At 71.5% G+C, this 14,325-nt stretch carries 7 protein-coding genes; 2 read left to right on the top strand and 5 right to left on the bottom strand.

Features of this window, described 5'->3' with window-relative positions:
• The first annotated feature begins 11 nt into the window (after positions 1-11).
• Entirely contained in the window at positions 12-3,629 is a 3,618-nt protein-coding gene (gene cobN, locus R4Z63_RS26165; RefSeq protein ID WP_384447146.1) for a cobaltochelatase subunit CobN, read from the top strand.
• Between the two features lie 277 nt (positions 3,630-3,906).
• A complete protein-coding gene (locus R4Z63_RS26160; protein ID WP_384455385.1) occupies positions 3,907-6,123 on the top strand; it encodes a terpene synthase family protein in 2,217 nt (738 codons plus the stop codon).
• Positions 6,124-6,166: 43 nt separating this feature from the next.
• Here the strand turns inward: R4Z63_RS26160 and R4Z63_RS26155 are convergent, their stop codons facing one another.
• The 5 genes from R4Z63_RS26155 to pucD form a co-directional block, all read right to left on the bottom strand.
• Positions 6,167-7,399 carry a GNAT family N-acetyltransferase gene (locus R4Z63_RS26155; RefSeq protein WP_384455388.1) on the bottom strand — a complete coding sequence of 411 codons (1,233 nt, stop codon included), beginning with the start codon at positions 7,397-7,399 and terminating at the stop codon, positions 6,167-6,169.
• 103 nt (positions 7,400-7,502) lie between these two features.
• Positions 7,503-8,747 (bottom strand): YncE family protein, encoded by a 1,245-nt coding sequence (locus R4Z63_RS26150; RefSeq protein WP_384455391.1) that lies wholly within the window; start codon positions 8,745-8,747, stop codon positions 7,503-7,505.
• A gap of 127 nt (positions 8,748-8,874) precedes the next feature.
• Positions 8,875-10,026 carry an XdhC family protein gene (locus R4Z63_RS26145; RefSeq protein ID WP_384455394.1) on the bottom strand — a complete coding sequence of 384 codons (1,152 nt, stop codon included), beginning with the start codon at positions 10,024-10,026 and terminating at the stop codon, positions 8,875-8,877.
• Positions 10,027-10,137: 111 nt separating this feature from the next.
• Positions 10,138-11,601, bottom strand: a complete 1,464-nt coding sequence (locus R4Z63_RS26140) for an NCS2 family permease (RefSeq protein ID WP_037915492.1) — start codon at positions 11,599-11,601, stop codon at positions 10,138-10,140.
• Positions 11,602-11,928: 327 nt separating this feature from the next.
• Positions 11,929-14,325: a xanthine dehydrogenase subunit D gene (gene pucD, locus R4Z63_RS26135; RefSeq protein ID WP_037915489.1), complete on the bottom strand. Its 2,397-nt coding sequence runs from the start codon at positions 14,323-14,325 to the stop codon at positions 11,929-11,931.

Below are 14,325 nucleotides of genomic sequence, written 5' to 3'. Positions count from 1 at the left end.
CCTGCCGCCGCATGATCCTGCTGCTGTCGACGTCCGACACCGATCTGCTCAGCGCTCGCGCGGCGAACACGGCGGACGCCCCCGTCCCGTTCCGGTTCGCCAACCCCTCCCGCCTCCCCCTCGACGACCTCCCCGGCCTCCTCGACGGGGCCGACCTGGTCGTCGTACGCCTCCTCGGCGGCCTCCGGGCCTGGCAGGACGGACTGGACCTGCTGCTGGCCCCGGGGCAGACCCGCCCGGTCGTGGTCCTGACCGGCGAACAGGCTCCGGACGCGCAGCTGATGGAGGCCTCCACGGTTCCGATCGGCATTGCGGCCGAGGCACACGCCTACCTCGCGCACGGCGGCCCGGCCAACCTCGAACAGCTGGCCCGGTTCCTCTCCGACACCGTCCTGCTCACCGGGCACGGCTTCGAGCCGCCCGCCGCCGCCCCCACCTGGGGCCCTCTGGAGCGCACCGCGAAGCGGACGGACGGCCCCGAGATCGCCGTGCTCTACTACCGCGCCCACCAGATGAGCGGCAACACCGGTTTCGTGCACGCGCTGTGCGAGGCCATCGAGGCGCACGGCGCCCGGCCGGTCCCCCTCTACGTCTCCTCCCTGCGCAGCCCCGAGCCGGAGCTCGTCGCGGCCCTGGGTTCCGCGGACGCGGTCGTCACGACCGTCCTCGCGGCGGGCGGCACCAAGCCCGCCACCGCCTCGGCGGGCGGCGACGACGAGTCGTGGGACGCGGGCGCGCTCGCCGGTCTCGGCGTGCCGATCCTCCAAGCCCTGTGCCTGACCGGCTCCCGTGCCGCCTGGGAGGACAACGACGAGGGTCTCTCCCCGCTGGACGCCGCGACGCAGGTCGCCGTGCCCGAGTTCGACGGCCGTCTGATCACCGTCCCGTTCTCCTTCAAGGAGCTCGACGAGGACGGCCTGCCCGCCTACGTGGCCGACCCCGAGCGCGCCGCCCGGGTCGCCGGCATCGCCGTGCGCCACGCGCGGCTGCGCCACATCGAGCGCCGCGACAAGAAGGTCGCCCTCGTCCTCTCCGCCTACCCGACCAAGCACTCCCGCATCGGCAACGCGGTCGGCCTGGACACCCCCGCCAGCGCGGTGGAGCTGCTGCGCACCCTCGTCGCCGAGGGCTACGACTTCGGCCCGGTCGACGAGATCCCCGGGCTGGTCTCGGGCGACGGCGACGAGCTGATCCGCGCGCTCATCGAGGCCGGCGGCCACGACCAGGACTGGCTCACCGAGGAGCAGCTGGCCCGCAACCCGGTCCGCATCCCGGCCGCCGACTACAAGCGCTGGTTCGCCGAGCTCCCGGAGGAGCTCCGCGAGAGCGTCGAGGAGCACTGGGGCGAGGCCCCGGGCAGCATGTTCGTGGACCGCTCGGCGAACCCCGAGGGCGACATCGTCCTGGCCGCCCTGCGGCGCGGGAACCTCCTCGTCCTCATCCAGCCGCCGCGCGGGTTCGGCGAGAACCCGATCGCGATCTACCACGACCCCGACCTGCCGCCCTCGCACCACTACCTCGCCGCGTACCGCTGGATCCAGGCGCGCGCCGAGGACGGCGGCTTCGGCGCCGACGCGATGATCCACCTGGGCAAACACGGCAACCTGGAGTGGCTGCCGGGCAAGAACGCCGGCCTGTCCGCCGCCTGTGCGCCGGACGCCGCGCTCGGCGACCTCCCGCTGATCTACCCGTTCCTGGTCAACGACCCGGGCGAGGGCACCCAGGCCAAGCGCCGCGTGCACGCCACCCTGGTCGACCACCTGGTGCCGCCGATGGCGCGCGCGGAGTCGTACGGCGACATCGCACGCCTGGAGCAGCACCTGGACGAGTACGCCCAGATCTCCGCGATGGACCCGGCGAAGCTGCCCGCCATCCGTGCGCAGATCTGGACGCTGATCCAGGCGGCGAAGCTCGACCACGACCTGGGTCTGGAGGAGCGCCCGGACGACGACGGCTTCGACGACTTCCTGCTGCACGTCGACGGCTGGCTGTGCGAGGTCAAGGACGCCCAGATCCGCGACGGCCTGCACGTCCTGGGCGGTGCCCCGACGGGCGAGGCCCGGGTCAACCTGGTCCTCGCCATCCTGCGGGCCCGGCAGATCTGGGGCGGCACCACGGCCCTCCCGGGCCTGCGCGAGGCGCTGGGCCTGGACGAGTCGAAGGCCACCCGTACGTCCGCGGACGACGTCGAGGCGCAGGCCCGCGCCCTGGTCCAGGCGATGGAGGACGCCGGCTGGGCCCCGGGCGCCGTGGCCTCGGTCGCGGCGGACCACCCGGTGGACGTCGCGGAGGTGCTGTCCTTCGCGGCCCGCGAGGTGGTCCCCCGCCTGGCCGGTACGACGGACGAGATCGCCCACGTGGTCGCGGCCCTGGACGGCGGTTTCGTCCCGGCCGGCCCCTCGGGCTCCCCGCTGCGCGGCCTGGTCAACGTCCTGCCGACGGGCCGCAACTTCTACTCGGTCGACCCCAAGGCCGTCCCGTCGCGGCTCGCCTGGGAGACGGGCCAGGCCCTGGCCGACTCCCTGCTCACGCGGTACCGCGCCGACAACGGCGCGTGGCCCGCCTCGGTCGGCCTGTCCCTGTGGGGCACGAGCGCGATGCGCACGGCCGGCGACGACGTCGCCGAGGTCCTCGCGCTGCTCGGCATCCGCCCGGTCTGGGACGAGGCCTCGCGCCGTGTGACCGGGCTGGAGGCGATCCCGCTCGCGGAGCTGGGCCGGCCCCGCATCGATGTGACACTGCGCATCTCGGGCTTCTTCCGTGACGCGTTCCCGCACGTGATCGGCCTGCTGGACGACGCGGTGCGGCTCGCGGCCTCGCTGGAGGAGCCGGATTCCGAGAACTACGTGCGCGCGCATGCCCGGGCTGACCTGGCCCTGCACGGTGACGAGCGCCGCGCGACGACCCGCATCTTCGGTTCGCGCCCGGGCACGTACGGGGCGGGCATCCTCCAGCTGATCGACTCCCGCGACTGGCGTACGGACGCCGACCTGGCCGAGGTGTACACGGTGTGGGGCGGCTACGCCTACGGCCGCGGCCTGGAAGGGCGCCCCGCCCGGGACGAGATGGAGACGGCCTACAAGCGGATCACGGTCGCGGCGAAGAACACGGACACCCGCGAGCACGACATCGCGGACTCCGACGACTACTTCCAGTACCACGGCGGCATGGTGGCCACGGTCCGTGCCCTGCGGGGCACGGCTCCGGAGGCGTACATCGGCGACTCCACCCGCCCGGAGACGGTCAGGACCCGCACCCTGGTCGAGGAGACCTCGCGCGTCTTCCGGGCCCGCGTGGTGAACCCGAAGTGGATCGAGGCGATGCGGCGCCACGGCTACAAGGGCGCCTTCGAGCTGGCGGCCACGGTGGACTACCTGTTCGGCTACGACGCCACCACGGGCGTGGTCGCGGACTGGATGTACGACAAGCTCACCGAGACGTACGTCCTGGACCCGGTCAACCGCGCCTTCCTGGAGGAGGCCAACCCGTGGGCCCTGCACGGCATCGCGGAGCGCCTCCTGGAAGCGGAGTCCCGCGGCATGTGGGAGAAGCCGGACCCGCAGATCCTGGAGTCCTTGCGCCAGGTGTACCTGGACACCGAGGGCAACCTGGAGGGTGAGGCGGAGTAGTCCGCCGGCCGCCCCCGGACACGGCGAAGGCCGTCTCCCGGCCCGCTTCGGTGGGCGGAGGGGACGGCCTTCGCCGTGTCCGGGGGCGGGCGCGCAGCACCGCGGTGATCGCCGCCCGGTACCGCGTCCAGGGGCTCGCCGGGCCGCATGACGCCTCCGTCACCTGATGCGGTGAACTCCGCCTTGGCCCGTGGACACCGCGGGTAGGGCCCTGCTGATCTCTTGCGGGGGCCGGTCCAACGGCCCCCGCTCCTTTGGACGAAGGGCCTACCACGCCGTGACGCAGCCGTTCCGACTGCCGGATTTCTACGTGCCGTATCCGGCGCGACTCAACCCCCACCTGGAGGAGGCGAGGGTCCACGCCAAGCAGTGGGCGCGCGGCCTCGCGATGCTGGAGGGGTCCGGCGTCTGGGAGGAGAGCGACCTCGACTCGCACGACTACGCCCTGCTCTGCTCGTACACCCACCCCGACTGCGACGCCGAGGCGCTGTCGCTGGTCACCGACTGGTACGTGTGGGTGTTCTTCTTCGACGACCACTTCCTGGAGACCTTCAAGCGCTCGCAGGACCGCGTCGGCGCCAAGGCGTACCTCGACCGGCTGGCCGCCTTCATGCCGATGAACCTGGCCGACGGCTTTCCCGAACCCACCAATCCCGTGGAGGCCGGCCTCGCCGACCTGTGGCGGCGAACCGTTCCCTCGATGTCGGCGGACTGGCGGGAACGGTTCTCCACGTCCACCAAGAACCTCCTCGACGAATCGATGTGGGAGCTCGCCAATATCGACATCGGGCGGGTGGCCAACCCCCTGGAGTACATCGAGATGCGCCGCAAGGTGGGCGGCGCCCCCTGGTCGGCCGGGCTGGTCGAGTACGTCGCCGCCGAGGTCCCGGCGCGCGTCGCGCACTCGCGCCCGCTGGGCGTGCTGCGGGACGCCTTCTCCGACGCGGTCCACATCAGGAACGACCTCTTCAGCTACGAGCGGGAGGTCACCGACGAGGGCGAACTCTCCAACGCCGTCCTCGTCCTGGAGACGTTCCTCGGCTGCACCACGCAGGAGGCCGCGGAGGCCTCCAACGACCTTCTCACCTCCCGCCTCCAGCAGTTCGAACAGACCGCCCTGCACGAACTGCCCCAGCTCTTCATCGACTTATCACTCGAACCGGACGAGATCGCGGCCGTCCTCGCCTACGCCAAGGGCCTCCAGGACTGGCAGTCCGGCGGACACGAGTGGCACATGGTCTCCAGCCGCTACATGAACAAGGAGGCCAGGGCGACCGCCCCGGCCTCGCTTCCCTTCATGCCGTCCGGACTCGGCACCAGCGCCCTCGACCTGCGGTCGGTCTTCAACCGGCGCTCGATGGAACTGCGCCGCCGCTCCTTCACCCACGTCCCCTTCCAGCGGACCGGGCCCTCCGTCATCCCGGAGATCTACATGCCCCACCGGCTCACGCTGAGCCCTCATCTGGCGCACGCCCGGGAGGAGTCGGTGGCCTGGGCCCGTCGGACGGGCCTGTTGGATCCGCAGCCGGACGACCCCGGTTCGGCGATCTGGACCGAGGAGAAGCTGCGCGGCTACGACTTCGCGGTCTGCTCGGCCGGGATCGACCCGGACGCCACTCCCGGCGAACTCGCCCTCAACGCCTGCTGGCTGACCTGGGGCACGTACGCGGACGACTACTACCCGGTGGTGTTCGCGCAGACCAGGAACCCGGCGGCGGCCAAGGCGGCCACGGCCGGGCTGATCGCCATGATGCCCGTCGACCACGCCGAGCAGCCGTCGCCGTCGACCGCGCTGGAACGGGGCCTCGCCGACCTGTGGGTGCGCACCGGCGCCGGCATGTCGGTGGAGCAGCGCGCCGAGTTCCGCGCGACGGTGGTGGACATGCTGGAGAGCTGGCTCTGGGAGGTGGACAACGCCGTCCACCACCGCATTCCGGACCCGGTGGACTACGCGGAGATGCGCCGGCGCACCTTCGGCAGCCAGCTCACCATGTACCTGTGCCGGCTGGGGCACGAGGGCCGGGGCATCCCCGGGGAGATCTACGCCTCGGGGACCGTCCGCTCGCTGGAGAACGCCGTCGCGGACGCGGCCTGCTTGGCCAACGACATCTACTCCTACCAGAAGGAGGTGGAGTTCGAGGGCGAGGTCCACAACCACATCCTGGTGACCCAGAACTTCTTCGACATCGGCTACCCGGAGGCCCTGCACATCTGCCATGCGCTGATGACCCGTCGCACCGAGGAGTTCGAGCACATCGTGGCGAACCAGCTGCCGGTGCTCTGCGACGACTTCCGCCTCGGGGCCGGGGCGCGGGCCGCCCTGGACGCGTACGTGGGAGAACTCCGCGACTGGCACGCGGGGGTCCTCAACTGGCACGCCACGATCCGCCGTTACCGGCCGGAGGATCTGGAGCGGCCCGGTGGCGGCCTCGTCGGCGCGGTGCTCGGTTCCGGCTTCGGCATGGCCGCCGCGCGGCTGCGCCCGCCCGCGTGAGTCCCGCGGCGGGGGCGGTCCGTGTCTGCCGCCGCTTCCCTGCTCAGAACTCGTCCGCCGTGTGCGGCAGTACGGGCGTGCGCAGGGCGTCGTCCAGGGCCGCGGCCGTTCCGGGGGTGCGCTCCTGGACCAGACCGGCGGCGACCAGCTCGGCGACCCGGGTCCCGCCCAGGTAGCAGGCGGCCAGCTCGCGCACGTCGAGGGCCAGGTCGGCGGGGCCGTCCGTGGGACCGTACGCCGCCCCGTGCGGCCCGGCCTTGAGGCGGAAGCGCCCGGCATTGTCGGGCAGCCGTGCGTCGCGGACCTCCAGCACCAGTTCGACCGGTGCGGCCCAGGACCGCGCGGTCAGCGCCGCGCGTACGTCGACCAGGCGCAGCCAGAGCGCCGGGAACTGGGCGGTGACCCGTACCTGGTCCCGGTCGGCGGCGAAGTGCAGCAGCGGGTCGTCGACCGGGCGGCCCCATGCGCGGACCTTGCCCGTGAGGTCGAGGGAGGCCAGGCACTCCCAGAGGGCGGCGGCCACCGCCGGCGTGTCCGCCTCCAGTTCGTCGACCCGGACCAGGCCCGGGGTGCGGGTGGCGGGGGCGTCGCCCTCCGGCTTGGTGCGGTAGACGACGTAACCGGCGATGGGCTCGCCCGGATCGCCCAGGACGATGATCCTGGGCGGGCTCAGCTCCTCGTCCTCCTCGTCCTGTTCGGTGAGCCACTCTTCGCGCCAGCGTTCGGGGCTGCGGCGGGGGCGGCCGGGCCGGCCGGCGCGGGTGGCCTCGTGGAAGGGGGCGATGACGTCGAGCGCGTCCGCCGGGTCGACGAGCCGCAACGGGCGCCGGTCCGGGTCGATGCGCAGGGCCAGCGGCCGGGTGGAGTCGATCTCCACGGTGGCGCCGGTGGTGGCGCCGCCGTAGCCGAAGCGGCCGTAGATCGCGGCCTCCGAGGCCCACAGCGCGGCGATCGGGCAGCCGGAGTGGCGGGCGCGCCGCATCATCCGCGCCATCATGCCGGTGAGCACGCCGCGGCGCCGATGGGTGGGCGCGACGCAGACGAAGGTGAGCCCGGGGCAGGGCAGGTCCGCGCCGGGCACCGAGAGCCGGAAGTCGTGCGCGGCCATGAAGCCGACCAGGGCGTCCCCGTCGTAGGCACCGATCCGGTCGCAGCGCGCGAGCAGCGCGTGGTGCCGCTCCCTGACCTGCCTCTCGGGCCGGTCGTGGAAGACCAGGTAGGCGAGCTCCAGGGCACGGTCGATGTCGGCCTCGGGTACCTCACGGATGTCCACCATGATCGCGAGACTAATCGGTCATCGTGGACCAGTCACACCATAATGGCTTGATCTGCGCGTTCGGCCGGTTCCAGCCGTGCTTCCGTCGGTCCGGACGGCCCGCTCAGCGGCCGGCCGGACCAGTCCAGGCGGCCGGCACGTGGCCGAGCCGGATGCGCTGGGGGTGGTCGCCTACGGGTACGGACACCCGCTTGGCGCCGGTGGCGAAGTCGATGGCCGTGACCCGGTCGGTGCCGCTCTCGGAGATCACACAGGCCGTCCCGTCGCCGGAGACCGTGGCCCAGTAGGGCTTCGCGGCGGGCACGAGCGGCCCTTCGGTGAGGGTGGCACGGTCCACGACGGTCGCGTAGTCGTCCATGGTTCCCGCGATGCAGAGTTTGGCCCCGTCGGGACTCATCGACATGCCGTGGTGGCGGGAGTCGTTGACCCAGGTGGTGCGGTTGGTACTGGTGGCCGGGTTGGCGGGGAGCTCCTTGAGGCGGGTGATGCGGTCGGTGGCCACGTCGTACTCCAGGAAGCCGCCGAAGAAGGAGACCTGGAAGTAGAGCTTCGACTCGTCGGGGCTGAAGGACACAGGGCGTACGGAGTCGGACAGGTCCCGGCGGCCGAAGGCGTCCAGCCGCTCCCGCATGTCGATCACCCGGACGGTGCGGAAGGTCTGGGCGTCGACCACGGTGATCTTCCGGTCGCCCTTCGTCCAGTCCAGCCAGGGCGCGTCGAGGGCCGTGTTCACCTCACCGATGGAGCTGTTCCACAGGTGGCGGCCGTCGCGGGTGAAGGTGTTCTCGTGCGGCTTGTCGCCGGTGCGGAAGGAACCGATCTGCCGCCCGGTGGCGATGTCCAGGACGTGCACCGTGTTGGAGGTGGAGGCCGAGACGGCGATGCGGGTCCCGTCCGGGGAGACCGCCATGTGGTCGGAGCGGTAACCGGACACCGGAAAGCGCCAGTTGATCCGCCCGGAGGTCAGGTCGATGGAGACGACGTCGGCGAAGCTGGGGCGGGACGCGACGACCGCGGAACCGTCCGGGGTGGTGAACATGTCGTCGACGAACTGGTCGTGGCCCTCACCGGCGCTTTCCCGGATGCCGAGGAAGAAGGCGAGCTTCACGGGGTTGAGGTAGATCTCGCGGAGCCGCTCCGCCCGGTCGGGGATCACGTCGATCCGGCCGACCTTGGCGAGGTCACCGGTGGAGGCGAGGACATCGGCCGTCCCCTCCCAGTTGTTCCCCACGAAGAGCACCTCGCGCAGGCCGCCCGCCGGGGCGGCCGGGACCTCCGGGGAGGGCGCGAAGGCGGTCAGCAGGGCGGCCGCGGCCAGCACGCCCAGGATTCGCACGGTACGCAACATCCGCTCAACTCCGTTGTGAGGAAGGGATGGAGAGGCCTCCGATTACCGGCGGGTAAAATAGGGGGAACGCCGGAAGGGCGCAACCCCCACAGGGTGCGCCCTTTTCTCACCTTCCGCCCTCACTCCTTCAAGCGACGGAGCCGATCCTGTCGACCACCGTGTTCGCGGCGTCCGGGTGGATGGGGATGTGCGCGCCGGTCAGGGCCGCGCCGCTGCCGCCGCGGCGGTTGGCGACGATCTCCGCGGCGATGGACAGCGCGGTCTCCTCCGGGGAGCGGGCGCCGAGGTCGAGGCCGATCGGGGAGCGCAGCCGGGCCAGTTCGAGCTCGGTGACGCCGACGGCGCGCAGCCGCTGGTTGCGGTCCTCGTGTGTGCGGCGGGAGCCCATGGCCCCGACGTAGGCGACGGGCAGCCTCAGGGCCAGCTCCAGGAGCGGGACGTCGAACTTGGCGTCGTGGGTGAGCACGCACAACACGGTCCGGCCGTCGACCTCGGTCCTCTCGAGGTAGCGGTGCGGCCAGTCCACGACGATCTCGTCGGCCTCGGGGAAGCGGTTCTTCGTCGCGAAGACGGGCCGCGCATCGCAGACGGTCACCCGGTAGCCGAGGAAGGCGCCGATCCGCACGAGCGCGGAGGCGAAGTCGATGGCGCCGAAGACGATCATCCGCGGCGGCGGCACGCTGGCCTCGACGAGGACCTTCAGCGGCTCTCCGCAGAGCCCGCCGTCGGCGCCGATCTCCAGCACACCGGTCCGGCCGGCGTCCAGCATGGCGCGGGCTTCCTCGGCGACGGTGCGGTCCAGCTCCGGGTGTCCGCCGAGGCCACCCTCGAAGGGCCCCTCGGTACGGACGAGCACGGCGCGGCCCATCAGCTCGGCGGGCCCCTCGGCCACCCGGGCCAGCGCGGCGGCCTCGCCGCGGGAGGCGGCGGCCAGCGCGGCCTCGAACACCGCGCGCGCGGGTGAGCCCGCAGGAACCGGGGTGACCAGGATGTCGATGATCCCACCGCAGGTCAGCCCCACCGCGAAGGCATCGTCGTCGCTGTAGCCGAAGCGCTCCTGAACGGTCTCGCCGTCCTCCAGCGCCTGCCGGCACAGCTCGTACACCGCACCCTCCACACACCCGCCGGAGACCGAGCCGATGGCCGTGCCCTCGCTGTCGACGGCGAGGGCGGCACCGGGCTGCCGGGGCGCGCTGCCGCCGACCGCCACGACCGTCGCGACGGCGAAGTCACGTCCCTGCCGTACCCACCGGTTCAGCTCGTCGGCGATGTCCAGCATGTGCGGCCTCCTCGGAGGATTCGGTTCCAGTATCGGGTACGCGCAGGTGCGGTTTCACTGCGGAGCGGACGGTCCGGGTCGGCGGGCGACCCGGACCGTCCGTGCCCGGGGTCAGCCGACCCCGAGCCAGCCCTCGATCGGGTGCAGGGCGAAGAAGACGACGAAGATGCCGGTCAGCGCCCACATGAAGCCGCCGATCTCCCGGGCCTTGCCCTGAGCGACCTTGATGGCGACGTAGGAGAGCACACCGGCGGCGACGCCGGCCGTGATCGAGTAGGTGAACGGCATGATCACGACGGTCAGGAAGACCGGGATCGCCGTCGCGCTGTCGGCCCAGTCCACGTGGCGGGCGTTCTGCATCATCATCGCGCCGATGACCACCAGGGCCGCCGAGGCGACCTCACCCGGGACGATCTGCGTGATCGGGGTGAAGAAGAGGCAGGCCGCGAAGAACAGGCCGGTCACGACCGAGGCGAGACCCGTGCGGGCACCCTCGCCGACACCGGTCGCGGACTCGACGAACACCGTCTGGCCGGAGCCGCCCGAGACGCCGCCGATGGCGCCGCCGGCGCCGTCGATGAAGAGTGCCTTGGACAGGCCCGGCATGCGGCCCTTGTCGTCGGCCAGCTTCGCCTCGGTGCCGACACCGATGATGGTGGCCATCGCGTCGAAGAAGCCCGCCAGCACCAGGGTGAAGACGATCATGCCGACCGTCATGTAGCCGACGTCGCCCCAGCCGCCGAACGAGACGTCGCCGAAGAGCGAGAAGTCGGGCATCGAGACCGCGGAGCCGGACAGCTCCGGCGGGCCGCTGCGCCAGGCCTTGGGGTCGATGTTCGCGACGGCGTTCACGATGGCCGCGACGACGGTGCCGCCGACGATGCCGATCAGGATCGCGCCGGGGATCTTGCGGGCCTGCAGCATGAAGATCGCGAGCAGGGTGAGGCAGAAGATCAGGACGGGCCAGCCGGCGAGCTCACCGACCGAGCCGAGCTGCAGCGGGGGGCCCTGCTCGGGCCCGCGGCCGACGAAGCCGGCCTTCACCAGGCCGATCAGGGCGACGAACATGCCGATGCCCATGGTGATCGCGTGCTTGAGCGCGAGGGGGATCGCATTCATGATCATCTCTCGGAGGCCGGTGACGACCAGGAGACAGATCACGACACCGTAGACCACGCACATGCCCATGGCCTGCGGCCAGGTCATCTGGGGGGCCACCTGCGAGGCGAGCACGCCGGAGACGGAGAGTCCGGCGGCGAGGGCCAGCGGGACCTTGCCGACGAAGCCCATGAGGAGCGTCGTGACGGCCGCCGCGAACGCCGTGGCGGTGATGATGGCCGAGGCCTGCATCGACGTGCCGGCGACGTCCTTGCCCGACAGGAGCAGCGGGTTGAGCAGGAGGATGTACGCCATGGCCATGAAGGTCGTGATACCGCCACGAACCTCGTTGCCGACGTTGGATCCTCTGTGGGTTATGTGAAAGTAGCGGTCGAGCCAAGAGCTGCCCGCCGGAGTGGGGGAGCCGTCTCCGGCTTCCTCCGCGGTGGTCTTGGACTCCACTGACGACTGGGTCATGGTGCCTAACTCCCAAGGTTCAAAGGGGCACCCGCTTGGGGATTGGAGATTGCGGGATTTGGGATGGTGCGTTTGGCTGCACGACCCGGGGTGACGGCCCGAGGCGACGCGAATGTTCACTGCGTGTACTGCGGGTAGTGCGGGGTGACCGCTGGTACTACGGGGGGGGGTTTCGCAGGGGTACTGCCGGCTGAAGGGACCGCGAGCGGTGCGGTGCTTCGTAGGTGCTCCGGGCGGTGCGGCGGTGAAGTGTGACGTTCCCGAGTCACACCGCCCGGAGAGTCCGAGGGGGTCCGGGGGCCTCGCGGCCCCCGGACCGGGTCCGTCCTAGAGGGTCCCGGTGAGGGCTTCCGGACGGATCGGGGTCTTGTTGAGCTCCAGCCCGGTCGCCTGCCGGATCGCCGCGAGGACGGCCGGGGTGGACGACAGGGTCGGGGCCTCGCCCAGACCGCGAAGGCCGTACGGCGCGTTCGGGTCGGCGAGCTCCAGGACGTCGACCGGGATGGTCGGGGTGTCGAGGATGGTCGGGATCAGGTAGTCCGTGAAGGAGGGGTTGCGCACCTTCGCGGTCTTCGGGTCCACGATGATCTCCTCCATGACCGCCACGCCGAGGCCCTGGGTGGTACCACCCTGGATCTGGCCGACCACGGAGAGCATGTTGAGGGCCTTGCCCACGTCCTGGGCGGTCGCAAGCTCGACGACCTTGACCAGGCCGAGCTCGGTGTCCACCTCGACGACCGCACGGTGGGCGGCGAAGGTGTACTGGACGTGGCCGTCGCCCTGGCCGGTCTTCAGGTCGAAGGCGACCGTCGGACGGTGGCGGAACTCCAGCTCGAGGTCGATCGCCTCGTCCTCCAGGATGTCGGCGATGTCCGCGAGGACCTCGCCGCCGTCGGTGACGACCTTGCCGCCCTCCAGGAGGAGCTCGGCGTGGGCCCAGGCCGGGTGGTAGGAGCCGTTCTTGCGGCGGCCCATCTCCAGCAGCGCCTCGCGGACGTGCTCGCAGGTGTTCTTCACGGCGCCACCGGTCATGTACGTCTGCCGCGAGGCGGACGTGGAACCGGCGGAGCCGACCTGCGTGTCGGCCGGGTGGATGGTCACCTGGGTGACGCCGAGCTCGGTGCGGGCGATCTGTGCGTGGACGGTGACACCGCCCTGGCCGACCTCCGCCATCGCCGTGTGGACCATCGCGACGGGCTCGCCGTTGATGACTTCCAGGCGGACGCGCGCGGTGGAGTAGTCGTCGAAGCCCTCGGAGAAGCCGACGTTCTTGATGCCGACCGCGTAGCCGACGCCGCGGACGACGCCCTCGCCGTGGGTGGTGTTCGACAGGCCGCCCGGCAGCGCGCGGACGTCCGCGCCCTCGCCTGCGGTCTCCCACTGGCGCTCCGGCGGCAGCGGGCGGGCCTTGACCCGGCGCAGCAGCTCGGCGACCGGCGCCGGGGAGTCCACGACCTGGCCGGTGGGCATGATCGTGCCCATCTCCATGGCGTTCAGCTGGCGGAACTCGACCGGGTCCATGCCCAGCTTCGCCGCGAGCTTGTCCATCTGGGCCTCATAGGCGAAGCAGGCCTGGACGGCGCCGAAGCCGCGCATCGCGCCGCAGGGCGGGTTGTTCGTGTAGAGGGCGACCGCCTCGATGTCGACGTCGTCGATGACGTACGGGCCGACGGAGAGGGAGGACGCGTTGCCGACGACGGCCGGGGAGGCCGAGGCGTACGCACCGCCGTCGAGCACGATCCTGCACTTCATGTGCGTGATCTTGCCGTCCTTGGTGGCACCGTGCTCGTACCAGAGCTTCGCCGGGTGGCGGTGCACGTGGCCGAAGAAGGACTCGAAGCGGTTGTAGACGATCTTGACCGGCTTGTTGGTCGCGAGGGCCAGCAGGCAGGCGTGGATCTGCATGGAGATGTCCTCGCGGCCGCCGAAGGCACCGCCGACGCCGGAGAGCGTCATGCGTACCTTCTCCTCGGGCAGGCCGAGGACGGGGGCGATCTGCTTGAGGTCCGAGTGCAGCCACTGGGTGGCGACGTAGAGGTCGACACCGCCGTCCTCGGAGGGCACGGCGAGACCGGACTCCGGGCCGAGGAAGGCCTGGTCCTGCATGCCGAAGGTGTACTCGCCCTCGACGATGACGTCGGCGCGCTTGCGGGCCTCCGCCACGTCGCCGCGGATGATCGGCTGGCGGTGCACGATGTTCGGGTGCGGGACGTGACCGGCGTGGTGGTCGTCGCGGCCCGGGTGGATCAGCGGCGCGTCGGCGGCGAGGGCGGAGGCCTCGTCCGTGACGAGCGGCAGCTCCTTGTAGTCGATCTTGATCTTGGCGGCCGCGCGGCGTGCGGTCTCCGGGTGGTCGGCGGCGACGAGGGCGACCGGCTCACCGTGGTGGCGTACCCGGCCGTTGGCGAGGACCGGGGTGTCCTGGATCTCCAGGCCGTAGTTCTTCATCGCGGCCGGCAGGTCGTCGTACGTCAGCACCGAGTAGACGCCCGGCATGGCGAGCGCCTCGGAAATGTCGATGGAGACGATCTCGGCGTGGGCGACGGTGCTGCGCAGGGTCTGGCCCCACAGCATGTCCTCGTGCCACATGTCCGAGGAGTACGCGAACTCGCCGGTGACCTTCAGGGTGCCGTCCGGGCGCAGCGTGGACTCGCCGATGCCGCCCTTGTTGTGCTTCTGGGTGACGTTCGTCGGCGTACCCACGGTGCGGGTGTTCTGAGCCAT

It is taken from the genome of Streptomyces sp. PL-29, from assembly GCF_058344425.1.
The sequence above is the reverse complement of the archived record's forward strand: the minus strand, read 5'-3'. Positions and strand labels throughout refer to the sequence as shown.

Coding starts and splice junctions, on each gene's coding strand:
- cobN (WP_384447146.1), top strand. CDS start 12: ATGATCCTGCTGCTGTCGACGTCCGACACCGATCTGCTCAGCGCTCGC.
- R4Z63_RS26155 (WP_384455388.1), bottom strand. CDS start 7,399: ATGGTGGACATCCGTGAGGTACCCGAGGCCGACATCGACCGTGCCCTG.
- R4Z63_RS26150 (WP_384455391.1), bottom strand. CDS start 8,747: ATGTTGCGTACCGTGCGAATCCTGGGCGTGCTGGCCGCGGCCGCCCTG.
- R4Z63_RS26145 (WP_384455394.1), bottom strand. CDS start 10,026: ATGCTGGACATCGCCGACGAGCTGAACCGGTGGGTACGGCAGGGACGT.
- R4Z63_RS26140 (WP_037915492.1), bottom strand. CDS start 11,601: ATGACCCAGTCGTCAGTGGAGTCCAAGACCACCGCGGAGGAAGCCGGA.
- pucD (WP_037915489.1), bottom strand. CDS start 14,325: ATGGCTCAGAACACCCGCACCGTGGGTACGCCGACGAACGTCACCCAG.